Source organism: Nonomuraea longispora (assembly GCF_004348345.1).
Lineage (GTDB): Bacteria > Actinomycetota > Actinomycetes > Streptosporangiales > Streptosporangiaceae > Nonomuraea > Nonomuraea longispora.
This window is the reverse complement of the sequence record NZ_SMJZ01000136.1, coordinates 1-25,185: the sequence shown is the minus strand read 5'-3', so window position 1 is coordinate 25,185 and position 25,185 is coordinate 1. Positions and strand designations below refer to the sequence as shown.

The following is a 25,185-nucleotide window of genomic DNA, read 5'->3' as shown; positions in this document are numbered from 1 at the left end:
ACCATCACCCCCGAAGGACCCTGAAACTTTCACGCCGAGCCTCGGAGGGCGGCTGCATGGATCGGGCGGCGCGTCCAGAACCTCCGCGAATCCGCGAAAAAGAAAGGCAAATCGCCGGAGTCCAGCGTCTACTCAGGACATGACAGGCCTAACTTGGTTGCCATTTCTCGATCTTTTCTGCATTCTGTCTCGTAATATATCTCTATTCGCTTGAGCTGTACGTTTACCGCATGACGGTTGCTGAGCGCGCCCATGACAACCGCGACGGGCAGGGCGGCCATCGCGTCAATCGACCTCGACCCAGGTCGCCGTCAATGCGGTCACGAGCGCGATCGCGCTGATCACGACGGCGATGACCGCCAACGCCTGACTGCGTGGTGGAAGAACAGGCGGCACGTTCGCGTCAACGCGCGACCCGTGCGCCGGCTGGGTGGCTACTGGTGGGAACGCCCCTTCCTGATCCTGAGGGCCGTACCGTTGCATCGTGACTCCTGGGACATCGGGCTGAGGGTCGTTGACCTTATCCCAGGTCCCGGATGGCAAGTAGGGCGCAAGGCGGACAAATGCTGCACATTGACCGGCTTGCACATGGTGAGAATCCGGACACAAGCACGCGCTAGGGTGCGCCGGCGGGCCGCCACATCGGCCAGAACACCGTGCCGTCCGGCAACTCGAACGTGCCGCGTCCCTGGTAGCCGTTCCTGGTGTACAGGTCGCGGTTGCGCGGGTCGCTGGCCTCCAGGTACGCGGGCAGGCCGTCGAGCCGGGCGTGCTGGTACCGCAGCAGCGCGGTGCCGAGCCCCTGCCCCTGGCAGTCGGGGTGGACGGCCAGGGAGACCAGATAGTGGCACGGTTCGGCAGGGTGGTGCGAGGCGAACAGCGTGTCGAGCGTCCGGAACCGGTCGGCCCACTCGCCGGTCGCCTCGACGAGGCGGCGGTCGTACCCTGAAGGCGGGGATGACGGCGGCACGGGCGGGAACCAGACCGCCGCCGCGGGGCCGTCGTCGATGAGGTGCACCTCGCCGTGCTCGATCGCGTAGTCGACGAGGATGCGGTAGTGGGCGGTGATGACGCTGCGCCGTTCCCGGCGTTCGGGCACCAGGTATCTGACGACCCTGAGCTCGGCGAACGCGGTCGCGATGAGTTCGGCGACCTGGCCGGCGTCGTCGGCCTCCGCATGGCGGACGGCCGGTCGCATCGTGAACGTCTTTCCCATGGCCCAGGGTCCTCTCGTCGTGTGCGGTGTCCTGGGCGGCCCCGCGCCCGCTCACGAGGGTAGACCGCCGTTCGTCCGTGTGGGAAGACGACACGAAATCCCAGGTCATGACCGGTATTGGGCTTGATGTCCGGCGCCGGGTACGGTCGGTCCCATGGCCGCCTTCCGAACGGTATCCGCAGCGCTGGTCACCCTGGCCGCGCTGTCGGCCGCGTGCGCCGGGGCCGTGCCTGCCGTGCGCCAGGCGAAGGCGCCCGCCGCTCCTTCCGCGGCGTCGTCGCCCACCGGCCGCGGCGGTCCGCTGGCCGGCAAGATCGTCGTGATCGACCCCGGCCACAACGGCGGCAACGCCGCGCACCGCGAGGAGATCGACCGCCTGGTCGACGTCATCACCGGCCGCAAACCCTGCAACACCACCGGCACCCGGACCCGCTCCGGCTACCCGGAGCACGCCTTCACCTGGGACGTCGCGAACCGGCTCAAGCCGCTGCTGGAGGAGATGGGGGCGAAGGTCGTGCTCACCAGGCCCGACGACAAGGGAGTCGGCCCCTGCGTCACCGAGCGGGCGGCCATCGGCAACGAGGCGAGGGCGGACGCGGTCGTGTCCATCCACGGGGACGGCGCCGCCGAGAGCGGGCACGGGTTCCACGTGATCATGCCGGGACTGATCGCCGGGCACAACGACGCGATCATCAAGCCGTCCAGGCGGCTGGGGCTGGCGGTTCGCAAGGCGTACCGGGTGGGGACGCGCATGCCGTACGCCACCTATGTGGGGCGTGACGGCCTGCAGACGCGCACCGACCTGGGCGGGCTGAACCTGTCGAAGCGGCCTGCGGTGTTCATCGAGTGCGGCAACATGCGCAACAGCCGCGACGCCGCCAGGATGACCAGGCCTGCCTTCCGGGAGCGCATCGCCACCTCGCTGGCCGCCGGGCTCAGGCAGTATCTCCGCTAGCGGGAACGTCGTGACCGCCGCCGCACATGCGGGGCGTGGCCGGTCGGACGCTCAGCCGTCCCGGCAGAGCGGCTTGCCGCCGACGACGCAGGCGATGTCGTCGAGCTGGCAGCTGAGCAGGGTGCCGTCCATGCCGAGCACGAGCACCAGGTCGCGCCGCGACCGGTGGGCCAGCATGACCCTGCCGACCACGCCATTGTCCAAGATCACGGTCGGGCGGCCTGCCACGTTCTCCATACCCTCGCGACTCCTCTCAGGTGCGGAACAGGCCTGACGCCGGATCCGTCACCACCAGCATGCACAGGCTTGCGCCATAAGCGCATCGGTCATCGGGTTGTATTTCCGGATCCACCGGGGAAGCACGGCGCTTCAGGGACCGAGGAGCGGGCTGACGAGAACCTGTTCTGCCCAAACCTCCTTGTCCGGATCCGTACGACGTCGCCTGCGGATCGAGAGCGCCCGAGTAGTATGACGAGCAAGTCCTACGAGGCAGGGAGGAAGGCCCCGAGTGACCGAGCTAGAACGTGTTCCGCCCGGTGTGGACCCGAATGTTCCGAGTTCTGCGCGGGTGTACGACTATCTGCTCGGAGGCAAGGACCACTTCGCCGTCGACCGGGCGGTGGCGGAGAAGCTCCTCGCGGTCGCGCCCGACTCCCGCCTCGTGGCCAGGGCCAACCGCCGTTTCCAGGTGGAGGCGGTGCGCCATCTGGCACGGCAGGGCGTGCGGCAGTTCATCGACCTCGGCACCGGCATCCCCACCACGCCCAGCATCCACGAGGTCGTCCGCGGGGTGCACCCCGCCTGCCGGGTGATCTACGTCGACTACGACCCTGTGGTGCGGATGCACGCCCAGGTGCTGCTCGCCGACTCGCCCGGCGTCGAGGGCATCCAGGCCGACCTGCGTCGCCCGGCCGAGATCCTGAGCGACCCCTACGTCACCGGGCTGATCGACTTCGACCAGCCGGTGTGCCTGCTGATGGTGGGCGTGCTGCACTTCGTCATGGACGACGAGGCCCCGGCCGGCATCGTGGCCGCCTTCAGGAAACACCTGGTGCCGGGCAGCCACCTCGTGCTCTCCCACGCCATGGCGGAGAGCGACCCCGAGGCGATCGCCCAGCTCACGATGGCGACGGCAGGCTCGCCCGCGCAGGGCAGGTTCCGCGGCCGCGACGAGGTGCTGAGGTTCTTCGACGGGTTCGACCTGATCGGGCCCGGCCTCGTGCCGGTGCAGGACTGGCAGATCGACGCCGACGACGCCGTGATCCCGCTGATCGACGGCCCGCCGCGCCTGCGCGTCGACGGAGGGGTCGGGCGTCTCAGCGCGGGCCCACCCCCGCATAGTCCTTGAGGTCGATGTCCGTGGCGAACACGTCGGTCAGCTTCAGCATCGTCCGCAGCAGGAAGCGCGAGGAGAACATCAGGTTGCGCAGCCGGATGCGCGTCCGCGTGGCAGGGGCCAGGAAAGGGCCCGCGTTGCCGCTCCTGGCCACCTTGGCATAACCGCTCAGCTGCTCCTCATACCGGGCGAAAGCCGCGCGGTGCTCGCCGCCGGCCGCGGCCAGCTCGCCCGCCAGCACGTACGCGCCCACCACGGCCAGGCCGGTGCCGAAGCCGCCCAGCGTGTTGCCGTACGCCGCGTCGCCGAGCAGCGCCACCCGGCCCGCACTGTAGCGGTCGATCCTGACCCGGGCGATCGCGTCGAGATAGACGTCGTCCGACGTGCGCACCCGCTCCATGACGGCCGCCGTCCGCCAGCCCATGCCGGCGTAGACGCGAGCCAGGATGTCCTTCTGCTGCTGGAGGTCGTAGCGGTCGTAGTCGAGCCGCTCCGAGGCGAAGACGAAGAACGCCGACGGCCCGCCCACCGCGACCATCCTGCCCGGCTCGTTGTACATCATCGCCCGCGCGCCGAGACCGTCGCCGACCCCGACGAGGGCGTAGTGGTGGCCGAGGTGCCTGACGTAGCGGGACTCGGGGCCGAACGCGAGGCGGCGCACGTTCGAGTGGATTCCGTCCGCGCCGACCACCAGGTCGAACGTGCGCGGCGCGGACCGCTCGAAGGTGACGTGCACGCCGGTGGCGGTCTCGGTGAGCGAGGTGATCGAGTCGCCGAAGACGTACTCGCACTCCGCGGACGTCCTGTCGTACAGGAGCCGGGACAGGTCGCCACGGCTGATCTCGAGGTCGCCGCCGCTGAACTCGCCCGGCATGACCGCGAGCGTCCTGCCGTCCGCGTCGACGATCTCCTGGTCGGTGCCGCCGGTCCGGAGGCGGCGTACGTCGTCCAGGATGCCCATGCGGGCCAGCACGCTCAGATGGGTCTCGCCCTTGAAGTCGACGGCCTGACCACCGAGGCGCAGGACGGGGGCCTTCTCGACGACGGTGACGGTGAAGCCGTAGCGCACGAGCCAGTGGGCGAGCGCTGGCCCGCCGACGCTCGCGCCGGAGATGAGGACGCTGGTGTTCTGCATGCCCCGCAGCCTCGTTTCCGCCGCTGACAACCGGGCGACCACCCGCTGACACGGCGGACCTGGCCTGTCAGCCGGGAGGGAGAGCGGCCGCGCGCAGCGCCTCCCGCGCCTTCTCCGCGCTCATGGACGCACCCCTGGCGAACGCCGCCGCGAAAGCGTCGGGGCCGAGCACCTCCGTGGCGGACGCGGTGACCCTGGCGACGTCGGGGTCGCCGGCCACGGTCGTGCCCCGCAGCGCCACCCCCACGCCCAGCAACTCCGCCGCCCGTTCCGCGCCGGGCGCCCGCCCGCCCATGACGAGCGCGAGACCGGCGAGGCCCTCGGCGACGTCGGCGAGGTCGGCGGCCAGCGGGGACCCCAGCACGGTGGCCAGCGCCTGCTCGTGCCTGCGGGCCGCCTCGGACACGTCGCCCGTGTCCTCGGCGAGACGGCCCAGCGCGGTGAGCACGTGCGCCCGGGTGGCCGTGAAGCCGTGCGATCCCGCCCCGGCCAGCGCGGAGCCGAGCCGCCTGGACGCCTCGCCGGCGTTCCCTTCGAGCCGGGCCAGGTTCCCCAGCCGGAAATGCACCCACGCCGACAGCTCCGGCCTGCCCAACCGTCGGTCGAGCACGCCCACGCGCTCGTAGCCGGCGCGGGCGCCCTCCACGTCGCCGGCCCGCAGGCGCGCGTCGGCCCGCCTGCCCAGCACGTCCACCAGCTCGTCCAGCGCGCCGAGCTCCTCCAGCCGGTCGATCGCCTGCTGCCACAACTCCATGGCACGCGCCCAGTCGCCGCGCCAGGCGGCGATCACGGCGAGCCAGTCGAGCGCCTGCGCCGTACCCCACCGTTCGCCCAGCGCGCCGAAGTCCGCGAGCACCGACTCCAGCCGGCGTTCCGCCTCGGAGACGGAGCCGTCGACCAGCGTCAGCAGCGCCGCGCCCAGCCGTTCGAGCGCCCGGCTCCACGGGTCGGAACCCAGCACCCGCCGCCCTTCGGTCCCTTCCCGCGGCGGGCCGGTGAACATGCCCCAGAGCGCCACGCCGAAGCGGTGACGCATCGGCCCGTCCAGCGAGCCGACGATCGTGCGCGCCCGCTCCCAGTGCGGCGACCCGGCATCGGGTACGGCGTGCAGGACGGCCAGCACGTACTCCTCCTCAAGCCCGGCCGGCGGCCCCGCGGCGGCCGGGTCGAGCAGCCTGACGGCGTGCCGGGTGGCCTGGCCGCGCCGGCCGCTCAGCCACCAGTACATCGCCAGCGCCGCCACCAGCCGCCAGGCCGTCGGCCTGTCGTGGGTCACGCTCCAGCGCAGCGCCGCCTGCAGGTTCGTGTTGTCGGCCGACAGCAGGGCCAGCCAGCGCAGCTGCTCGGACCCGCAGAGGTGGTCGTCGGCGCGGCGGGCCAGCTCCAGGAACCAGGCGGCGTGGGCCTGCCGCAGCCGGTCCTCCTCGCCGGCCTCCGCCAGCCGCTCCAGGCAGAACAGCCGGATGGTCTCCAGCATGTGGTAGCGCTCACCGTCGCTCTCGACCAGCGATTTGTCCACCAGATCCGCCAGCTCCGCCCGGCCGGCCGGGTCCGCCGGATCGGCGCAGACCCGCTCGACCGCCGCCGCGTCCGCGCCGCCGGCGAACACCGCGAACCGCCTGGCCAGCGCCTGTTCTCCCGGGGTGAGCAGGCTCCAGCTCCACTCGACGGCCGCGTACAGCGTCTGGTGGCGGGCGGCCGCCGTCCGGTCGCCGCGCGACAGCAGCCGGAACCTGCCGTGCTCGGCCAGCCGGGAGGCGATCTCCGCCACGGAGAACGTACGGACTCTGGCCGCCGCCAGCTCGATGGCCAGCGGCAGGCCGTCGAGCGCCGCGCAGATCCGCAGGACCGCGTCGAGGTTGCCCGGGGTGAGCACGAACCCGGGCCGTACGGCCGCCGCGCGGTCCGCGAACAACCGGACCGCCGGGTAACCGAGCGCCTCGCCCGCGGACCCCCGCGGTAGGTCGGTCGTGAGCGGCGCGGTGGGCAGGGGGCCGAGGGTGACGAGATGCTCGCCGGTGATGCCCAGCGGCTCTCGGCTGGTGGCCAGGACGGTCAGGCGGGGACAGGCGGACAGGAGACGGCGGGCCAGCGCGGCGGCCTCGTCGATCACGTGCTCGCAGTTGTCGAGGACGAGGAGCAGATCCTGCCCGGCCAGGGCCGCCACCAGGCGTTCCACCGGGTCGGGTGGAGCGGGCGCCGGGAGCGCGGGCTCCCGCAGCCCGAGCGCCCCGAGCACCGCCTGCGCCACCGGCCGGGCCCGCTCGCCGCCCTCGTCATGACGGGCGGGCGGCGGGACGTCCGCGAGGGACAGGTCGGCGAAGCAGGTCTCGCCGGCGCGGCGGGTGGCCGCCTCGACGGCCAGGCGGGTCTTGCCTGTGCCGCCGGGACCGACGATCGTGACCAGTCGGGTGGCGCGCAGGGTCGCCAGGCGGGCCAGCTCGTCCTCGCGCCCCACGAAGCTGGTCAGCTGCGCGGGCGGGCCGGTGCGGGCCGGGCGCTCCTTGGGTTGCTGCCCCCGCAGGATCGCCAGGTGAAGCGCCGTCAGCTCGGGTGACGGGTCGGCGCCGAGCTCGCGGGCCAGCAGCCGGCGTACGTCGTCGAAGACGGGCAGCGCCTCCGCCTGGCGGCCGGCCGCGTACAGCGCCCTCATCAGCAGCCCGCGCGGACGTTCGCGCAGCGGATGCGCCGTGACCAGCTCGCGCAGCGCCGCCACCGGGTTGCCCTCGGGCAGGGCCAGCTCTGCCTCCAGCAGGTCCTCCGTGGCGGTGAGGCGCAGCTCCTCCAGCCGTACGGCCTGCGGACCGGCGAACGGCGCGTCGGCCACGTCGGTGAGCGCCGGGCCTCTCCACAGGTCGAGCGCCTCCCCGAGCACGGCGGCGGCCGGCGCGGGCCTGCCTGCGGCCAGCAGCCGGCGTCCTTGCCTGGAGAGCCGTTCGAAGCGGTGGGCGTCCACGTCGTCGGGCGAGACCGCCAGCCGGTAGCCGGACCCGTGGAACTCGATCAGCCCGCCGGGAAGGCGTCGCCGCAGGCGGGAGATCTGCGCCTGGACGGCGTTGGCGGCCCCGGAGGGCGGCCGGTCGCCGTACTGGCCGTCGATGAGCCGTTCGACGCTGACCAGCCGGCCCGCGTCGAGCAGCAGCATCGCGAGCACGGCGCGGGGGCGGGGACCGACGGCTGAGACTTCGCCGCCGTCGGGCGAGCGCACCACGAGTGGGCCCAGGATGCCGAACTGCACGAATCCGATTGTCTCCCTTCACCCGACCGGCCGGCACCCGCCGGTCAGGGCGCGCCGTTATCGCGCGACAGGCTCCTTCGGCTGTTCGGGGGCCGGCAGGTCGAGGCTGTCGCGGAGCTTGACCGGCTTGAGGAAGAGCGCGGCGATCACGCCGACCACGGCGATGGCCGCCGAGATCAGGAAGATGCGGCCGGTGGCGTCGCCGTAGGCGGTGCTCACGATGGTTCTGAACGGCTCAGGCAGCGCCTGGATGTCGAGTGTGCCGGTGCCGCCCGCCGCCGCCTTGGCCGGGTCGATGCCCGCCTTGACCAGCCCCTCGTTGATGCCGGCCGTGACGCGGTTGGCGAGGACCGCGCCGAGCACGGACACGCCGATGGTGCCGCCGAGCGAGCGGAAGAACGTGATCGCGCCGCTGGCCGCCCCCAGTTCGCTGAGGGGGACGGTGTTCTGGATGGCGAGGACGAGGTTCTGCATCGACATGCCGACCCCGGCGCCGACCAGCACCATCGCCCCGGCGATGAGGAGCAGCGGGGTCTGGTGGTCGATCGTGGACAACCCGAGGAAGCCGGCAGTGAGCACGATGGAGCCGACCAGGATGTACGGCTTGACGTTGCCGCTCCGCGACACCATGCGCCCGCTGATCGTCGAGGAGATCAGCACGCCGAGCATCATGGGGATGGTGAGCAGTCCAGCCTCGGTCGGGCTGTAGCCGCGGCCGGTCTGGAAATACTGGCCGAGGAAGACGGAGCCCCCGAACATGGCCATGCCGACCGCGAGGCTGGCGATGATGGCGAGCGCGGGGGTGCGCCGGCGTACGACGTGCAGCGGCACGACGGGCTCCTTGACCACCGACTCGACCCAGGTGGCCGCCACGAGCAGGAGCGCGCCGCCGCCGGCCATCGCTGCGGTCTGCCAGGAGAGCCAGGCGAACGAGTTGTCCACGAAGGTGACCCAGATGAGCAGGACGCTGACGCCGGCGGCGATCAGGGTGGCCCCGACGTAGTCGATCTTGACGTCGGGGCGGCGTACGGAGGCGACGTGCAGCGTCTTGTGCAGCATGAAGAAGGCGATCACGGTGAACGGCGCCGCGATGAAGAAGCACCAGCGCCAGCCGAGCCAGGAGGTGTCGGCGATCAGCCCGCCGAGCAGCGGCCCCGCCACGGTGGCGACGGCCATGACGCCGCCGAGGTAGCCGTTGTACCGGCCGCGGTCCTTCGGGCTGATCATCGCCGCGATGACGACCTGCACCAGCACCTGGAGTGCGCCCATGCCGAGGCCCTGGAGCGCGCGGAAGGCGATCAGCTGGGCGGTGTCCTGGGCGAACCCGCAGGCCAGCGAGCTGACCATGAAGATCCCGATGGAGATCTGGAGCAGCAGCTTCTTGCTGAACAGGTCGGCCAGCTTGCCCCAGATCGGCGTCGACGCCGTGGACGCGAGCAGCGACGCGGTCACGACCCACGTGTATTGCGACTGGGTGCCTTTGAGCGCGCCGACGATCTGCGGCAGTGCGACCGACACGATGGTTGCGCTGATCATGGCGACGAACAACACGAGCAGCAGCCCACTCAGGGCCTCCATGATCTGCCGGTGCGTCATCGGTTCCGGAGCAGCCGGAGCCGTGGGTGCGCTCACGCACGACCTCCCCTAAGGTCTCGGGTAAATAGATGCCGAGTGGGCAACTTTTCTCATTGAGCATATATTCCCGGACGGTAGAGTGAGCGGCCTATGGAGACCACGGTGGGGCTGCGTGAGCGCAAGAAGGCCGCGACGCGGCAGGCCGTGCACGAGGCCGCGCTCCGGCTCGTGGTCGAGCACGGGCTCGACCACGTCACCGTCGAGTCGATCGCCGACGCGGCCAACATCTCGCGCCGCACGTTCTCCAACTACTTCGCGGGCAAGGAAGACGCCGTCCTCTACGGCGAGGAGCAGCGCTTCCGCACCCTCGTACGCAAGGTCCGCGCCCAGCCGCCCGCGCTCAGGGCCTGGCAGGCGCTGCGCGGCGCGACCGAGGAGCTCTACCGGGAGATGGGCGAGCCCGAGCGCGAATGGGCGCAGCGCACCCGGCTGGCCCGACAGCACCCGTCATTGCTGGCCCGCCAGCTCGCCAACCACGCCGCACTCGAACGCGACCTTTCGGAGGCGCTCTCCGAGCGGGAGAGCGGCGTGCCGCCCCCCGTGATGGCGGCGGCCTTCCTGGTGGGGCTGCGCCTGGCCGCGCACCTGTGGAGCGACGAGCAGGAGTCCCGCACGCTCATCGACGTGATGAACGAGACCCTCGACCACGTCGCCCGGCCCTTCACCTGACGGACTTAGCGCAGGCTCCACCACGGGGTCTCGCCCGTGCACCCGTGTGCGCGGGCCGCGCCGCCGGTTCACTGGACGGCATGACGATCACACGGATGGTTCCCGGCCGCTGGGTGGAGGGCACGGGGGCGGTGCTCGGGCCGCCGCTCCTCATCGCCGGGGCGCTCGCCAGGATCGGCGAGGACGACTTCTTCCCCGGCCAGCTCGCCGCCTACGCCGCCGATCCCGGCCGGATGGCCGTGTCCTACGCCCTGTTCACCGCCGGCGTCGTGCTGCTGTGGCCGGCGGCCACCGGGCTGGCCCGGCGCATCGCCGCCACGCACCCCGGCCTGGCCCGGTGGGGAGCCACGCTGGTCGTGCTCGGGCTGTTCGGGCGGGTCTTCCACGCGGGGGTGAGCCATCTGGCTTTCCAGCTGGTGGACGTGCTCGGGCTGGAGGCGGCCCGGCGGGCGGTCGCGGACACGTACGGCGCCTTCCACGTCTTCAAGGCGGTCAGCGTCTGCATCATGGCCGGCTGGGTCGTGCTCGCCATCGGCGCCTACCGCTCCAAGGCACTCGGGACCTTCAGGTGCGTGGCGCTGGCACTCGGGTCGGCGCTGCCGCTGGGCGTGCTGAAGGGCACCAGCGACCCGATCTCGCTGGCCGCCCTGGCCGGGCTCGCCGTCGCCCTGGTGCCCTTCGGCGTCGGCGTTCTGAAGAACGGCCCCGCGCCCCGTTGGTGGGCCGTTGCCCTGACCGTGGCGCTGGTGCCGGGCGCGTACGTCCTCGGGACGTACGGCTGAACCGCCCGTAGTTCAGCCACCTGATGGCGTACGGGTGAGCGCCCGCTTGAGGATCTTACCCGTGGGGCTCAACGGCAGCTCGTCGACGAACGACAACCGCCGGGGGTATTTGTAGGCGGCCACGCGTTCCTTGACGAAGTCGCGCAGGTCCTCGCGGGTCACCGGCGCGCGCAGGGCGACCGCCGCCTCGATCTCCTCGCCGAGCTCCGGGTGCGGCACGCCGTACACCGCCGCCTGGCGCACGGCGGGGTGCTCGTACAGGACCTCTTCGACCTCGCGCGGGTAGACCGTGTAGCCGCCGCGGATGATCACGTCGCGGCGGCGGTCGACCAGGAAGAAGTAGCCGTCCTCGTCGACCCGGCCGAGGTCACCGGTGTGGAACCAGCCGTCGCGGACGGCCTCGGCCGTGGCGGAGGGGTCGTTCCAGTAGCCCTTCATCACGTTGGGGCCGCGGACGACGACCTCGCCGATCTCGCCGGGCGGGACCTCGGCGCCGTCCTCGTCGACGATCTTCATCTCGACGCCCCTGATGGGCCAGCCGATCGAGCCGGGCCTTCGGTGGTGGCCGGCGCGGTTGGTCGCGGCGACGGGGGAGGTCTCGCTGAGGCCGTACCCCTCGATGATCTCGCAGCCGAACCGGGTCTCGTAGGCCCGCAGCACGTCGAGCGGCAGCGCCGCCCCGCCGGACGCGCAGACCCGCAACATCGACAGGTCGGAGGCGCCGGGATGGTCGAGCAGCGCGATGAACATGGTCGGCACGCCCTGGAAGACCGTCACGCCGTCGCGCCTGATGACCTCCAGCGCGCGGCCCGCCTCGAAGCGGCGCAGCAGCGTCAGCCGCGCGCCCGCCTGCACGGTCGCGTTGAGCGCGCAGGTCTGCCCGAACGTGTGGTAGAGCGGCAGCGCCCCGAGCACCACGTCGTCCACGCCGAGCGCGTGCATGCGGGCCACGGTCGCGGCGTTGACCGCCAGGTTGGCGTGGGACAGTTCCACGCCCTTGGGCCGCCCGGTGGTGCCGGAGGTGTAGTGGATGACCGCGGTGTCGTCGTCGCGCGTGGCGGCGACGTCGCGGTCGGGCGCGACCTGGCGCAACAGCCTGCGGAACTCCTCGGGCACGACGAAGAAACAGTCGGCTTTCGTCCCCGCCGACCCCGCCTCCGCCGTCTCGGCGAACGCGTGCCAGGCGATCAGCAGCCGCGCCCCGCAGTCGCCGAGGTACGCCGCGATCTCGCGGCGCTTCAGCAGCGGGTCCAGCGGCACCACCACGGCTCCGACCCGCAGCACCCCGTAGTAGACCACGCCGAACTCGGGCACGTTGGGCAACATGATCGCGACCCGGTCGCCCGGGCCGATCCCGCGGCAGCGCAACAGCCCCGCGAGCCGGGCGCTCAGCTCCTCGAGCCCTCCGTAGGTGAGCTCCGCCTCGTCCAGGGTGAGAACCGCTCTGCCACCGAGCCGCTCGGCGGTGGTGAGGAGCCGGTCAGCGAGGTTCATGGAAAGACCGTACGTCCGCTCTCCCACGCCCCTCATTGGTCGCGGTGGCCAGTCTTTCCCGGCCGGAATTGGTCGGCAGGGAGTCCTGGAGAGCGATCGCGACGAGCAGATCGACGAGATCGCTGATGGAGCGCAGGCTCCGCCCGGTGCGCTCCTGGATCCGCCGCATGCGGTACTGGGCGGTGTTGGGATGGATCTGCAACCGCTCGGCCGCGGCCCGCAGGTTGAGGTCGGCGGCGGCGAACGCCCTGATCGTGGCCGTGAGCACGCCGCCGCGCGCGCGGTCCTCCGACAGCAGCGCCGTGATGCGCGGGTCGACCAGGTGGCGGGCGGTGTCGTCGGCCTTCAGCGCCAGATACTGGAACGGCGTGATCCGCGGCAGCGCGGCCACGCCGCCCTCCTCGGGCACGAAGTCCAGCACCGCCCTGGCCTCCTGGTAGGCCTGCGGGATCTGCGCGGGGCCAGCCGCCACGGTGCTGACGCCCATGGCCAGCCGGACGCCCTCGCCCGCCAGGCCCTCCAGCACCTCCTGCAGCCGGTCGCAGAGCCCTCCCGGGTCGGCGCCGGGGCCGAGCACGGGGATCGCCACGATCTCCGACTGGCGTACGACGGAGAGCGTACGCGTGCCGTTGCCGCCGGTCCTGGCGATGGCCGCGCAGGCCGCGTGGCGCGCGTCGGCCCCCCGGTCGGGGCCGGTCGTCACCGCCGAAGGCGAGCCGGCCAGCGCCGCGACCACGACGAGCAGCTGCGTGCGGGCCGCCAGGCCGTGCGCCTGCGCCGCGGCCAGTTCCCTGCCGCGCGTCGGCACCCCACCGGCCAGCAGCGTCTCCAGCAGGTCGCGGCTCTCGCGGACCGCCTCGGCTGCGGCGTACTGCTGGAACTCCATGTACGCGTTGGCCGCGTGCGTGCTGGCGAAGTCGCAGTAGCGCATCAGCGGGGACGCCAGCGACAGCGCCGCCTCCCGGCCGGCCGGCGTGTGCCCGGCCCGGTCCACCACCGACTGCCAGAACACCTGCTGCCCGACCCGGAACGCGTTGATGTAGTCGGCCAGCTCCACCCCCGCCCTGGCCCTGCGCATCGACGCCCGCCGGGTGAAGGCGATGTCCTCGAACGTGACCGTGCGCTCCTCAAGGAGCACGGCCAGCTTGGCGCGGTAGTGCTTGACCACCTGGTCGCGCACGTCCGCGTGGAAGTCGGGGCTCTGCGCCGCGTAGGCGGGGATCTCGTCCCGCATGGTGGCGACCGCGGCGGCGGCCAGGGACCGGAGGTCGCCGAGCAGTTCGGAGAGGATGCGGTTGCGTTGCGCGCGGACCGCCTCCGCACCAGTGAGCGTTTCCGTGCTGGAACCACTGGACATGCCGGGATGATCCATGGCCATCGGCGGGCGGTCAACGGGCGTAACCGGTATGAGACCCACGCTGTGCTCAGAGGACAACTCGCCTGAAACATCTTGGGTCACCGTGCCCAATGCGGCGCTTCACGGCCGGATCCTACGCTGAGCCCAACTTCAGAACATTGTTCTCCAGGAGGCCGGATGCTGGAGGTACACGATCTTACCGTTCGCTTCGGGGGCATCACGGCGCTGGACGGCGTCGGCTTCGGCGTGGGGCGCGGCGAGATGGTGGGGCTCATCGGGCCGAACGGCGCCGGCAAGACCACCCTGTTCAACTGCCTGACCCGGCGGTACGAGCCCGGCTCGGGAACGATCACGTACGAGGGCGGCGACCTGACGGCCGTGGCCCCGCACGCGATCGCCGGGCTCGGCATCGCGAGGACGTTCCAGAACCTCGGCCTGTTCCCGCGCCTGTCCGTACGCGACAACGTGCTCGTCGGCGCGCACCACCGGGGCCGCGCCGGCTTCCTGTCGGCCGGGCTGCGGCTGCCGGGCGTGCGCCGCGAGGAGCGTACGCTGCTCGCCGACGCGGACGGGGTGCTGGAGCGGCTCGGTCTCACCGGGGTGGCCGGGCATCCGGCGACCGGGCTGCCGTTCGGGACGCTCAAGCGGGTCGAGCTGGCCCGCGCGCTCATCGGCCGCCCCCGGCTGCTGCTCCTCGACGAGCCGGTGAACGGCCTGAACGCGGCCGAGGTCGAGGAGTTCGCGAGCACGCTGAACGCGCTGCGCACCGAGCACGACCTGACCGTGATCGTGGTCGAGCACCACATGGGGTTCGTCATGGGGATCTGCGAGCGCATCGTCTGCCTGGACTTCGGCCGCAAGATCGCCGAAGGGCCGCCCGCCGAGGTGCAGCGCGATGCCGGCGTCATCGAGGCCTACCTGGGGACGGCGCCATGACCCACCTGGTGGTGAAGGACCTGACGGCCGGATACGGCGACGCCCGCGTGCTCCACGGCGTCGGCCTGACCGTCGGCGAAGGCGAGATCTGCGCGATACTCGGCCCGAACGGCGCGGGCAAGACCACGCTGCTCAGGGCGCTGTCCGGCATGATCAGGGCGCGCGGCACGGTCACCCTGGGCGGCGCCGACCTGACCGGGCACCCGCCCGACACGCTCGCCCGCCAGGGCGTCGCCCACGTCCCCGAGGGGCGCGGCACGTTCATGCCGCTCACCGTGGAGGAGAACCTGCGGCTCGGCGCGTACGTCCGCAGACGCGGACCCGAGCTGGAGGCCGACCTCGACCGCATCCACGGCTATTTCCCGGTGCTGAAGACCCGGCTCAAGCAGGCCGCGGGCAGCCTCAGCGGCGGCGAGCAGCAGATGCTGGCCATCGGCCGAGCCCTCATGTCGCGCCCCCGGCTGCTGCTGCTCGACGAGCCGTCGCTCGGTCTGGCCCCGCTGGTCACCCGGGAGTTGTTCCGCATCGTCCAGGCCATCAACGCAGAGGAGCGAACCACCGTGGTCGTCGTCGAGCAGAACGCCCATCTCGCCCTCGGCATCGCCCAGCAGGCGCACGTCCTGGAGACCGGGCGGATCGTCCTGTCGGGCACGGCGGAGGAGATCAGGGCCGACGAGCAGGTCGCCCAGTCCTACCTCGGGTACCGGGTGTAGCCGATGGCCGGATTCCTGCAGCAGCTCGTCCAGGGGCTCGGCGCGGGCGCCGTCTACGCCAGCCTGGCCCTCGCCCTCGTGCTGATCTACCAGTTCACCGGCATCGTGAACTTCGCCCAGGGCGAGCTGGCCATGTTCTCCACCTACATCGCCTGGCAGCTCACGGCCGCCGGGCTGCCGTTCTGGCCGGCGCTGGTGCTCACGCTGGCGGTGTCGTTCGCGGGCGGGATGCTCATCGAACGGGTCATCATCCGGCCCGTCGAGGGCGCCCCCGAGCTGACCCTGGTGATCGTCACCGTGGGGCTGTTCATCTTCGTCAACGCCGCCGCCGGGTGGATCTGGACGTTCCTCATCAAGGACTTCCCGAACCCGTTCCCCGCCGGCGCGCTGGAGGCGGGCGGGATCAGCATCGGCTTGTCCACGCTCGGTGTGCTGGCCGTCGTGGGCGTCGTCATGGGGCTGCTGTACCTGCTGTTCCGGCACACCAAGATCGGTCTCGGGATGCGTGCGGTAGCCGCGAACCCCGAGTCCGCGCGGCTGGTCGGCATCCGGGTGGGCTGGACGCTCGCCCTCGGGTGGGGGCTCGCCTCGACCGTGGGCGCGGTCTCGGGGGTGCTGGTGGCGCCGCTGCTGTTCCTCGAACCCAACATGATGGGCGGCGTCCTCATCTACGCGTTCGCGGCGGCCACGCTCGGCGGGTTCGACAGCCCGGTGGGCGCGGTCGTCGGCGGTCTGATCGTCGGCGTCGCGGAGACGCTCGCCGGGGCGTACGTCGGGTTCATCGGATCCGACCTCAAGGTCGGGGTGCCGCTGGTGATCATCCTCGGGGTGCTGCTGCTGCGGCCTCAGGGCCTGTTCGGGCGAGCGGTGGTGGAGCGGGCATGAGCAATCCCACGGAGACGGACGCCGCCCAGGAGCGGACCGCGGCGCCGCCCACACCGCCGCGGCCCGCCGAGTGGTGGCGGTCGGCGCGCCGGCAGTGGGCCGCGGCGGCCGTTCTGGCCGCGGCCGCCTGCTACGCGCCGTTCCAGCTCGTGCCGTTCCACGTCTTCCAGCTCACCATGGTGCTGGTCTACGCGGTCGCCCTGCTCGGGCTGAACCTGCTGGTCGGGCACGCCGGGCAGATCTCGCTCGGCCACGGCGCGTTCTTCGCCGTCGGCGCGTACACGGCCGCCATCCTGTTCGACCGCTGGGCGCTGCCGTACCCGCTGACCCTGCCCGTCGCGGCAGGGGCGGCGTTCCTGCTCGGCCTGGCGTTCGGGGTGCCGGCCATGCGGCTGCGCGGCCTGTACCTGGCGCTCGTGACGCTCGCCATCGCGATCTTCCTCGTCCCGCTGCTCAAGCGGTTCGAGGAGCTGACCGGCGGCTCGATGGGGCTGACCCTCGCCAAGCCCGCGCCGCCCGCGTGGAGCGGGCTGGCCGAGGACCAGTGGCTGTATTTCCTCACCCTGGTCGTCGCCGTCGCCGCGTTCCTGCTCTGCGTCGGCCTGCTGCGCTCTCGCGTCGGCCGGGCGCTGCACGCCATCAGGGACAACGAGGGCGCGGCCGAGGTCATGGGCGTGCGGCTGTCGGTGCACAAGACGCTCGCCTTCGCCTGGAGCGCCATGTTCGCCGGAACGGCCGGCTGCCTCTACACGTGGGTGATCGGGTTCGTCTCGCCCGACTCGTTCACCGTCAACCTGTCGATCACGCTGCTGGCCGGCCTGGTCGTCGGCGGGCTCGGCTCGTTGTCCGGCCCGGTGCTCGGGGGCTTGTTCGTGATGTTCGTGCCCGGCATCGCACAGGACATCAACGACGCCGCGCCCGGCGTCATCTTCGGCCTGCTGATCATCGCGGTGATGTACGTGGCCCCGACAGGGCTGGCCGGGCTGGCCGGGCGCTTGCTCAGGAAGATTCCCCGGAAGGAGTAAGAGGGATGCGACTATCTGCGATCGGCTGTACGGCGCTGCTCCTGCTCGCCGTCGCCGCATGCGGGGGACGGGACCAGGGCGGTGCCACGGGCACGGCCACGTCGGGCGGCCAGTGCCAGGGGCAGCAGACGACCGGCATCACCGACACGAGCATCAAGCTGGGCGGCATCTACCCGCTGTCCGGCCCCGCCTCCGCCTACGGGGACATCCCCAAGGGCATCAAGGCGTACTTCGACTACGTCAACGCCGAGAAGAACGGCATCGGCGGGCGCAAGGTCGAGTTCGTCGTCCGCGACGACGGCTACCAGCCACCGAAGGCCGTCGAGGAGGCGCGCAGGCTGGTCGAGCAGGAGCAGGTGTTCGCCCTGTTCCAGACGCTCGGCACCCCTTCCACCACGGCGACCTGGGACTACGCCAACCAGCGCAAGGTGCCGCAGATCTTCGTCGCCACGGGCGCCTCCAAGTGGGGCGCCGACACCGAGCACCCGTGGACCATCGGCTGGCAGCCCAACTACATCTCCGAGGCCCGCGTCTACGCCCAGTACCTCAAGCAGGAGCGGCCGGACGCCACGGTCGCCGTCCTCTACCAGAACGACGACTTCGGCGAGGACCTGTTCGGCGGCTTCAAACGGGCCATTGAGGGCACCCAGATCAAGGTCGTGGCCGAGCAGAGCTACGAGGTGACCGACCCCAGCGTCGACCCGCAGATGCGCAACCTCGCCCAGTCGAAGGCCGACGTGATCCTGAACGTCACGACGCCCAAGTTCGGCTCGCAGGCGCTGGCCGCCGACGCCAAGAACACGAAGTGGAACCCGCTGCACATCGTCAACAACGTCGCCGCCTCGATCACCGTGCTGAAGCCCGTCGGCTTCGACAACGTCCAGGGCATCGTGTCCAGCACGTACTACAAGGACCCGAACGACCCGACGTGGCAGGACGACGCGGAGATGAAGCTCTACAAGCAGAAGATGGAGCGGTACGCGCCGGGCGCCGACCCCAACGTGCCGTACCACACCTTCGGCTGGGCCGTGGCCGCCAGCTTCCACAAGGCCATGGAGACGGCCGCCTGCCCGACCCGCGAGGGCCTGCGTGACTCCGTGCGCAACATGAAGGGCATCGCGGTCGACATGCTGCTGCCAGGCGTGACGATGGACACCGGGCAGGGAGACGGGTTCCCGATCGAGTCGATGCAGCTCATGGAGTTCAAGGGCGAACGGTGGGAGCTGTTCGGCGAGGTGATCGACACGCGCAAGGAGTTCGGTCCGCTGACCAGCTGACCCGTCAGGTCGCGGCGACGATCGTGCCCGCCGCGACCAGCCGGTCGACGGCCTCGGAGACGGCATCGAGCGCGGTGTGGCGGGGCCGGTGGCCCAGCAGCCGCGCCGCCTTCTCCATGCCGCAGTGCGGGCTGTGCGCGATGTGGTCGTACGTCACCTTGGCGTCCTCCTCCGTCACCGTGGTCCGCCACTGCTCCCACGGCAGGTACGTCAGCCGCGCCTCCTGCCCGGTTGACCGGCACCCAGCCCGGCCCGGTGATGTGGCCGGGATGGATGATCGTGGCGGGGAAGCCGTCACGGTGCGCCCGGTTGAGCAGGTAGGCCTCGATCGCGGCCTTCTGCCGGCCGTATTCGGCGATGGGCCGGCGCGGCAGGTCCTCGGTCGCCGGCACCCGCATGCTGGGGCCGTGCACCCAGATCGTCCCGCAGTGCAGGAAGTGCCGCACCCGGCCGGTCAGCGCCTGCGCGAGGTGCCGGGCGCTGTCCTCCGTGAAGCAGATCAGGTCGATGACGACGTCGCCGCCGAGCTCCGCGACGCGCATGCGCACAGCGTAGACCTCCGGTCGGTCACCGTTGCCAGGGGCGGTCCGGATACGCTCCTGCTGTCCAGTTTTCGGAGGTTATGGCTTGTCGGGGGTTGTCGCGGCGTTCGTCGCTCTGGTGTCCGTTGCCGTGCTCGGCTATCTCGTCGGCTGGGGCGGGCTGCTGCGGGCCAGCGACGAACTGGTCCTGTCGCGGCTGGCGTTCTTCGTGGCGACGCCCGCGCTGATGTTCGCCACCGTGTCGCGGGCGGACCTGGGCTCGCTGTTCTCGCCGGTGCTGCTGACCCAGATCGTCGCCGTCGCGTGCGTGCAGCTGGCGTACGTGCTGGTGGCGCGGATGATCTGGCGCAGGGACCGGCGCGAGACGACGGTCGGCGTGCTCGCCGCCTCCTACGTCAACGCCGGGAACCTGGGCATCCCCATCGCCATCTACGTGCTCGGCGACGGCGCTCTCGTCGCGCCCATCCTGCTCTTCCAGATCCTCGTCCTCACCCCCGTCTCCTTCCTCGTCCTCGACAAGGGCGCCAGGTCGGTCCGTGCGGCGCTGCTGCTCCCGCTGCGCAACCCCCTCACGGTCGCCTCGCTGCTCGGGCTGGCGTTCGCGCTGACCGGAACGTCGCTGCCGGTCACCTTCATGCGTCCGATCGAGCTGCTCGGGGGCGCGGCCGTGCCCGTCGCGCTGCTCGCCTACGGCCTCAGCCTGTACGGCTCCCAGCGCGCGCCCGCGACCCCCGGCGAGGGCGGCGTCGGGAAGGAGGTCTTCCTGGTGATCGCGCTCAAGTCGTTCGTCCAGCCGGGCATCGCCTACCTGACCGCCCGCCTCGCCCTCGGGCTGGAGGGCGGTGACCTGCTGGCGGCGACCCTGTTCGCGGCACTGCCCACGGCGCAGAACATCTACGTGTACGCGGTCACGTACGACACCGGACGGCGGCTCGCCCGCAGCGCCGTACTGCTGACCACGGGGTTGTCCATCCCGATCATGACGGCCATCGGCGCGGCCCTGGGCTGAGCCCGCCACTCACCCCGACCGCTCGCGCAGGGTCGCGACGCCGTCGCCGTCGAGCTCGTCGCAGTGGGCGGCGCGCCCGGTCATCGCCATCACCAGCGCCAGCGTGGTGCCGGAGACGAGCGGCCCCGAGCCGGTGGCGAAAGGACCGTCGGTCGCGGCCAGCCGCAGACCGCCGATCCGCCCCTTGGCGAGCACGACGAGATCGGAGGTCTGGTAGTAGCGCGCCACGCGGGTGAGCGTACCGATGGGGTGGTCGCGGCGGATGCCCAGCGGCCGGCGGATGTCCTCGCCGTGCACGATCGTCTCGCCGAGCATCGCGATGGCGGGGAGCGGCGGCGAGGTCGTGCTCGTGACGGCGCGCCGGAAGCCGTCCAGCGTGTCCTTCGGGGTCGCGCCCAGGTGCTCGGCCAGCCGCATGGCCACCTGCTTGTCGAAGTCGAACCTGCAGCGGATCACGCCCGCCAGCCACCGCAGGGGAGTGAGGCTCGCCCCGGACGCGAGGTGGGCGAGCACCTCGCGCACGGGCAGCGCGGCGCACAACGACGGCGTCGCCCACTGCTCGTCGGTCAGATCCGCCAGATCCGCCGCGAGGGCCGCCCGCTCGGCGTGGATCAGCGGCCAGACGTCTTTGCCGTGCTTCGTCATCGTGGGGTGCTCTCCTGCTGTGGGTGCGGGTGCCGGGGACCGGCTGGTACGGAGAGCAGACTCCCGTACGCGGACAAAGTAATCGCTACCGGGCAGAAATCATCGGCATCCCCCGCTGGTCGGCAAAAGGGATCTTAGGTGTGAAAGGTATATTTCGCCGGGCGATGCAGGGAGAACATTTACGTATATGCGTATGATCGCTCTAGAGGGTGCCCGCCCCGGTTGTTACGGTTCTCGCGATACCGCGACTATCCAGGGGGTTTTATGGGCAAGTCCTCGACGGTCCCACTGCACATGCGGCGGGTGGAGTTCGGCCCTTCGCCGGAGCTGACGGCCGCGCGCGACGACGAGCGGGTCAAGCGCATCACGACGGTGTTCGGCGACGAAGCCTGGCTCGTGACCCGCTACGCGGACGTACGCGAGGTCCTGGGCGACTCCGAGCGGTTCAGGATCGCGCCCCAGGGCATCGCGCGGCTGCCCGGATCGCCGAAGATGACCGAGGAACAGCTGGCCAAGGTGCGCGCGGGCAACCTGCTCGGCGTCGACCCGCCCGAGCACACCCGGCTGCGCAGGATGCTCACCGCCGAGTTCACCATCCGCCGCATGCGCCGGCTGGAACCGCGGATCAAGCGCATCGTGGACGACCACCTCGACGCCATGGAGGCCGCCGGCGCACCCGCCGACCTGGTGCCGTCGTTCGCGTTGCCCATCCCGTCGCTGGTGATCTGCGAACTGCTCGGGGTGCCGTACGAGGACCGCGACACCTTCCAGTACCGCACCAGCAGGATGCTGGACATGACGGTGCCGGGCGATGAGCGGCTGCGCATGCAGTTCGAGCAGCGCGCCTACATGGAGCAGCTGGTCAACCGCATCCAGGCCGACCCCGGCGAGGAACTGCTCGGCATGCTCGTCCGTGAGCACGGCGACGACCTCACCACCGACGAGCTGGTCGGCATCGGCGGCCTGCTGCTGTTCGCCGGGCACGAGACCACCTCCAACATGCTCTCCCTCGGCACGCTCGCCCTCCTGCGCCACCCCGACCAGCTCGAACTGCTGCGCAAGGAGCCCGAGCGCATCGACGCCACCGTCGAGGAACTGCTGCGCTGGCTCAGCATCGTGCACTCGGGCACCACCAAGATCACGACGACCGAGGTCGAGATCGGCGGCCAGGCCATCGGGGCGGGCGAACTGGTGATCTGCTCGCTGCCCGCCGCCAACCGCGACCCCGGGCTCCTCCCCGACGCCGACACGTTCGACATCACGCGGGGCGCGCCCGGCCACCTCGCCTTCGGCCACGGCGTACACCACTGCCTCGGCGCCCCGCTGGCCCGCATGGAGATGCGCATCGCCTTCCCCGCCCTGCTCCAGCGCTTCCCCGAACTGCGCGTCGCAGACGCGGGCACGAACTTCCGCTCCTTCAGCGTCGTGTACGGCATGACCGCGCTGGAGGTCGCCTGGTGAACGCCCCGTTCACCAGGTGACCGGCGTACAGCCGGCTGATCCTTCGCAGGCGGCCCTTGCACCGGCTACGAGAACCTGGAGCGGGCGGTGGCGCTTCGCCGGCGTTGGGAAAGTGTCGGCCCGGCCGGATACCGTGCAAGCGTCATGTCCCAGGACGTCACGTCGCACGAGCTGATCGGCAGGGAGCACCCTGCCGCGCTGCTGCATGCCGAGGTCTCCAGAGCGATCGGCAGCCACGGCGGCCTGGTGCTGGTCACCGGCGAAGCCGGCATCGGCAAGACCACGCTGGTCACCAGCGCGGCCCGCGAGGCCAGGCGGCAGAGCGCGCTGGTCGTCGGCGGCGCCTGCTGGGATTCCGGCAGCGCGCCCGGCTACTGGCCCTGGGTCCAGGTCATCAGGGCGCTGCGCCGGGTCGCCGAGCCGCAGGAGTGGGCGCAGGCCGAGGAGGCCGCGGGCGGCAGTCTGGCTGCGCTGCTCGGCGAGGCGCAGGGCAGCGAGACCCCTGACGGCTTCCGGCTCTACGACGCGGTCACCTCGGCCCTGGTCGCGTTGGCGCAGCGGCGTCCGGTGGTGATCGTGATCGACGACCTCCACGTGGCCGACCCGGCCTCGCTGCGGCTGCTGGAGTTCGCGGCCCAGCAGACCTGGTTCGAGCGGTTGCTGCTGATCGCCACCTACCGCGACGCCGAGGTCGAGCCGGTCGACCATCCGCTGCGCGACCTGCTGGCGCCGCTCGTCGCCAGAGCCACGACCATCTCGCTGACCGGGCTCGACCTGGCGGGCGTCCGGGCGCTCATGACCCGCACCGCAGGCCACGAGCCGCCCCCCGACCTGGCCGCGGAGGTGCACCTGCGCACCGGCGGCAACCCGTTCTTCGTCGAGCAGACCGCCCGGTTGTGGCGCAGCGGCGGCTCTGTCGCCGCCGTCACTCCGGGAGTGCGCGACGCGCTGCTGCGCCGGCTGTCGTTGCTGCCCCGGTCCGTGTCCGAGCTGCTGCCCGCCGCCGCCGTCCTCGGCAACGAGTTCCACCGTCAGGTGCTGGCCGCCGTCGTCGCCGAGCCCGTGGCCCACGTCGACCGGCTGCTGGAGCTGGCCGTGGTGGCCAGGCTCGTGGTCGCCAAGGGCGGCGGCGTGTTCGCGTTCGCCCACGATCTGGTGCGAGAGACGCTCTACGACGCGCTCGACGACCCGCGCGACCTGCACGGCGCCGTCGTCGCCGCCCTCGACGGCTCGCCCGGCCTGGCGGGCAGGCTGCTCCCGAGCGACCTGGCCAGGCACGCCTGGCTCGCCGGTGACCGCGTCGATCCGGGGCGGGCGATCGACCTCACGCTCGCCGCCGCCCACGACGCGAGGGGCCGGCTGGCCGGCGAGGAGCAACTCGGGCACCTGCGCCGGGCCTACGACCTGAGCGCCGCGGCCGACCCGCGCAGACGCGCCATGATCGCCATCGATCTGGGCAGGGAGCTCGCCCACCTCAACGAGCGCGACCAGGCACGACAGGTCCTCGACGAGGCCGTCGCGATCGCCCGTGACCTCGACGACCCCGAGCTGCCCGCCCGCGTCGCGCTCACCTTCCACGCCCACTACGGCCTCGACCAGGCCCGCGACCTGCTGAAGACGGCTCATGCCCGGCTCGTCGGCGGCCAGGTGCCCGACGAGCGGCTCGCCCTCGACCTGATCTTCCACCTCGCCGCCCACGCCAGGCGGGGCGGCGACGACGAGGCGCTGACGTTCAGCCTGTGGGCCCACCACGACATCATCTGGGGCCCCGGCACGGCGGGCGAGCGGCTGGCGCTGACCGGCGAGCTGATCGGCGTTGCCCGGCGCACCAACGACCGCGAGCTGGAGCACTTCGCCACCGCGCTGCGCTGGGTCGCCATGATCGAGCAGGGCGACCCCCGTTACCTCGACCACTTCCACGACTACGTCGCGCGGAGTCGGCGCAGCGGCCGGTCACACCTCACGATGACCGCCGACATCGACGCCGGCATCCTCGCCGCCTTCGCCGGTCGCTTCGCCGAAGCCGAGTCACTGCTGCCCCAGATCCGGTCGGTGTCGCACCACGATCACTTCATCGCCATGATCGACCACCACGTCTGGGCGATGTTGTGGCTTCAGGGCCGCACCACGGAGCAGCAGCAGGTGCTCCACGACCTCAGAGGCGCGGAGCATCCGTGCGTAGCGGTGCTGGAGGCGCTGACCGCCCTGCAGGCCGGCGACCTCGACCTGGCGCTTCGCCACTTCGCCGACGGCGAGCCGCGCCAGCGCATGGCCAGACCGCTGTGGCTGCGCTTCCAGGCGCAGATCGCCGCCGCCACCCGCGACCCCGAGCTGTGCGCCCAGGCCAGGGCCGCCCTGGAGCCGCATCGGGGGCGCTGGGCCGTGTCGTTGTTCGGCTGGGACATCAGCGGCCCCTACGATCTCTGGCTGGCCATGGTCGACGCCGCGGAGGGGCGATGGGACACCGCCGTCGAGGAGTTCGCGGCAGCCTGGCGCTCCGCCGACCTGATGCGGGCTCGGCCATGGTCCATCCTCGCCCGCGCCCACCTGGCCGACGCCCTCCTTGCACGAAACGCCCCCGGCGACGCGAGCGCAGCCCTGGACCTGCTCGGCGGGGTGCGCGAGGAAGCCGCCGAGCTCGGCATGCACCACGTCCCCGCCCCGGCCGCTTCCCCATCCGGCCACTCATCCGCGACTGCCGGCCAGCCTGCTGCCGCAGCCGGCACCCCGCAACCGCCGGACCACGCGGCCCGCGGGCGGTCCGAGACGGACGACACAGCCGGCGGAGCGACCGGGAGGGACAACGCGATCGACGCAGGCGGCGCGGTCGATGGGCAGCCGAAGGAGGTTACGGCGGACAGTGCGGTCGGCGGGG

Annotated in this window: 22 protein-coding genes and 1 pseudogene; 12 read left to right on the top strand and 11 right to left on the bottom strand. The window is 71.7% G+C overall.

Annotation, left to right across the window (positions count from 1 at the left end; genetic code table 11):
- Window positions 1-285 precede the first annotated feature (285 nt).
- Together E1267_RS29620 and E1267_RS29615 are read right to left on the bottom strand one after the other, a co-directional pair.
- Window positions 286-483 carry a hypothetical protein gene (locus E1267_RS29620; protein WP_132337196.1) on the bottom strand — a complete coding sequence of 66 codons (198 nt, stop codon included), beginning with the start codon at window positions 481-483 and terminating at the stop codon, window positions 286-288.
- A gap of 133 nt (window positions 484-616) precedes the next feature.
- Window positions 617-1,216, bottom strand: a complete 600-nt coding sequence (locus tag E1267_RS29615; protein WP_220449734.1) for a GNAT family N-acetyltransferase — start codon at window positions 1,214-1,216, stop codon at window positions 617-619.
- Between the two features lie 154 nt (window positions 1,217-1,370).
- Between E1267_RS29615 and E1267_RS29610 the strand changes: the two genes are divergently transcribed.
- Window positions 1,371-2,171 (top strand): N-acetylmuramoyl-L-alanine amidase, encoded by an 801-nt coding sequence (locus E1267_RS29610; RefSeq protein WP_132337194.1) that lies wholly within the window; start codon window positions 1,371-1,373, stop codon window positions 2,169-2,171.
- 51 nt (window positions 2,172-2,222) lie between these two features.
- Here E1267_RS29610 and E1267_RS29605 read toward each other — a convergent pair whose 3' ends face one another.
- The gene (locus E1267_RS29605) at window positions 2,223-2,408 is read right to left on the bottom strand and encodes a hypothetical protein (protein WP_132337192.1); all 186 of its coding nucleotides are present in this window, start codon (window positions 2,406-2,408) and stop codon (window positions 2,223-2,225) included.
- Between the two features lie 271 nt (window positions 2,409-2,679).
- Here E1267_RS29605 and E1267_RS29600 point away from each other — a divergent pair, with 271 nt between their 5' ends.
- Window positions 2,680-3,519 (top strand): SAM-dependent methyltransferase, encoded by an 840-nt coding sequence (locus E1267_RS29600; RefSeq protein ID WP_132337190.1) that lies wholly within the window; start codon window positions 2,680-2,682, stop codon window positions 3,517-3,519.
- Here the strand turns inward: E1267_RS29600 and E1267_RS29595 are convergent.
- The 3 genes from E1267_RS29595 to E1267_RS29585 form a co-directional block, all read right to left on the bottom strand.
- Entirely contained in the window at window positions 3,488-4,642 is a 1,155-nt protein-coding gene (locus E1267_RS29595; RefSeq protein ID WP_132337188.1) for an FAD-dependent monooxygenase, read from the bottom strand. The two genes, E1267_RS29600 and E1267_RS29595, sit on opposite strands and share 32 nt — an antisense overlap.
- A 67-nt stretch (window positions 4,643-4,709) precedes the next feature.
- Entirely contained in the window at window positions 4,710-7,880 is a 3,171-nt protein-coding gene (locus E1267_RS29590; RefSeq protein ID WP_132337186.1) for an AfsR/SARP family transcriptional regulator, read from the bottom strand.
- A gap of 57 nt (window positions 7,881-7,937) precedes the next feature.
- Complete coding sequence (locus E1267_RS29585) at window positions 7,938-9,458, bottom strand: MDR family MFS transporter (RefSeq protein ID WP_220449735.1); 1,521 nt, start codon at window positions 9,456-9,458, stop codon at window positions 7,938-7,940.
- 147 nt (window positions 9,459-9,605) lie between these two features.
- Between E1267_RS29585 and E1267_RS29580 the strand changes: the two genes are divergently transcribed.
- Entirely contained in the window at window positions 9,606-10,184 is a 579-nt protein-coding gene (locus E1267_RS29580) for a TetR/AcrR family transcriptional regulator (protein ID WP_132337184.1), read from the top strand.
- A gap of 80 nt (window positions 10,185-10,264) precedes the next feature.
- Complete coding sequence (locus tag E1267_RS29575; protein ID WP_132337182.1) at window positions 10,265-10,966, top strand: hypothetical protein; 702 nt, start codon at window positions 10,265-10,267, stop codon at window positions 10,964-10,966.
- Between the two features lie 12 nt (window positions 10,967-10,978).
- Here E1267_RS29575 and E1267_RS29570 read toward each other — a convergent pair whose 3' ends face one another.
- Both E1267_RS29570 and E1267_RS29565 read right to left on the bottom strand, forming a co-directional pair.
- Window positions 10,979-12,460 carry a long-chain-fatty-acid--CoA ligase gene (locus E1267_RS29570; protein ID WP_132337180.1) on the bottom strand — a complete coding sequence of 494 codons (1,482 nt, stop codon included), beginning with the start codon at window positions 12,458-12,460 and terminating at the stop codon, window positions 10,979-10,981.
- Window positions 12,447-13,817 carry a PucR family transcriptional regulator gene (locus tag E1267_RS29565; protein WP_132337178.1) on the bottom strand — a complete coding sequence of 457 codons (1,371 nt, stop codon included), beginning with the start codon at window positions 13,815-13,817 and terminating at the stop codon, window positions 12,447-12,449. The genes E1267_RS29570 and E1267_RS29565 overlap by 14 nt, the downstream gene beginning before the upstream one ends.
- Window positions 13,818-13,994: 177 nt before the next feature.
- Here E1267_RS29565 and E1267_RS29560 point away from each other — a divergent pair, with 177 nt between their 5' ends.
- From E1267_RS29560 to E1267_RS29540, 5 genes are read left to right on the top strand one after another with little or no spacing between them, the layout of a single operon-like run.
- Window positions 13,995-14,753, top strand: a complete 759-nt coding sequence (locus tag E1267_RS29560; RefSeq protein WP_132337176.1) for an ABC transporter ATP-binding protein — start codon at window positions 13,995-13,997, stop codon at window positions 14,751-14,753.
- Window positions 14,750-15,466, top strand: a complete 717-nt coding sequence (locus E1267_RS29555) for an ABC transporter ATP-binding protein (RefSeq protein ID WP_132337174.1) — start codon at window positions 14,750-14,752, stop codon at window positions 15,464-15,466. Before E1267_RS29560 ends, E1267_RS29555 begins: the two co-directional genes overlap by 4 nt.
- Window positions 15,467-15,469: 3 nt before the next feature.
- The gene (locus E1267_RS29550) at window positions 15,470-16,351 is read left to right on the top strand and encodes a branched-chain amino acid ABC transporter permease (protein WP_132337172.1); all 882 of its coding nucleotides are present in this window, start codon (window positions 15,470-15,472) and stop codon (window positions 16,349-16,351) included.
- Window positions 16,348-17,376 carry a branched-chain amino acid ABC transporter permease gene (locus tag E1267_RS29545; protein WP_132337170.1) on the top strand — a complete coding sequence of 343 codons (1,029 nt, stop codon included), beginning with the start codon at window positions 16,348-16,350 and terminating at the stop codon, window positions 17,374-17,376. The genes E1267_RS29550 and E1267_RS29545 overlap by 4 nt, the downstream gene beginning before the upstream one ends.
- Window positions 17,377-17,381: 5 nt before the next feature.
- Window positions 17,382-18,653 carry an ABC transporter substrate-binding protein gene (locus E1267_RS29540; RefSeq protein WP_132337168.1) on the top strand — a complete coding sequence of 424 codons (1,272 nt, stop codon included), beginning with the start codon at window positions 17,382-17,384 and terminating at the stop codon, window positions 18,651-18,653.
- A gap of 4 nt (window positions 18,654-18,657) precedes the next feature.
- Here the strand turns inward: E1267_RS29540 and E1267_RS45850 are convergent, their stop codons facing one another.
- Complete coding sequence (locus E1267_RS45850) at window positions 18,658-18,831, bottom strand: hypothetical protein (RefSeq protein WP_220449736.1); 174 nt, start codon at window positions 18,829-18,831, stop codon at window positions 18,658-18,660.
- Window positions 18,832-18,958: 127 nt separating this feature from the next.
- Window positions 18,959-19,051: pseudogene (locus E1267_RS48075) on the bottom strand (hypothetical protein); the annotation flags it as partial.
- A gap of 229 nt (window positions 19,052-19,280) precedes the next feature.
- Here E1267_RS48075 and E1267_RS29530 point away from each other — a divergent pair.
- Window positions 19,281-20,204 carry an AEC family transporter gene (locus E1267_RS29530; RefSeq protein ID WP_132337166.1) on the top strand — a complete coding sequence of 308 codons (924 nt, stop codon included), beginning with the start codon at window positions 19,281-19,283 and terminating at the stop codon, window positions 20,202-20,204.
- Between the two features lie 9 nt (window positions 20,205-20,213).
- Here E1267_RS29530 and E1267_RS29525 read toward each other — a convergent pair whose 3' ends face one another.
- Complete coding sequence (locus E1267_RS29525; protein WP_132337164.1) at window positions 20,214-20,849, bottom strand: maleylpyruvate isomerase family mycothiol-dependent enzyme; 636 nt, start codon at window positions 20,847-20,849, stop codon at window positions 20,214-20,216.
- Between the two features lie 264 nt (window positions 20,850-21,113).
- On the opposite strand from E1267_RS29525, the gene E1267_RS29520 reads away from it, so the two are divergent.
- Together E1267_RS29520 and E1267_RS29515 are read left to right on the top strand one after the other, a co-directional pair.
- Entirely contained in the window at window positions 21,114-22,310 is a 1,197-nt protein-coding gene (locus E1267_RS29520) for a cytochrome P450 (RefSeq protein ID WP_132337162.1), read from the top strand.
- 144 nt (window positions 22,311-22,454) lie between these two features.
- Window positions 22,455-25,185, top strand: a 2,731-nt coding sequence (locus tag E1267_RS29515) for an ATP-binding protein (protein WP_132337160.1), incomplete at its 3' end; no start/stop codon positions are given.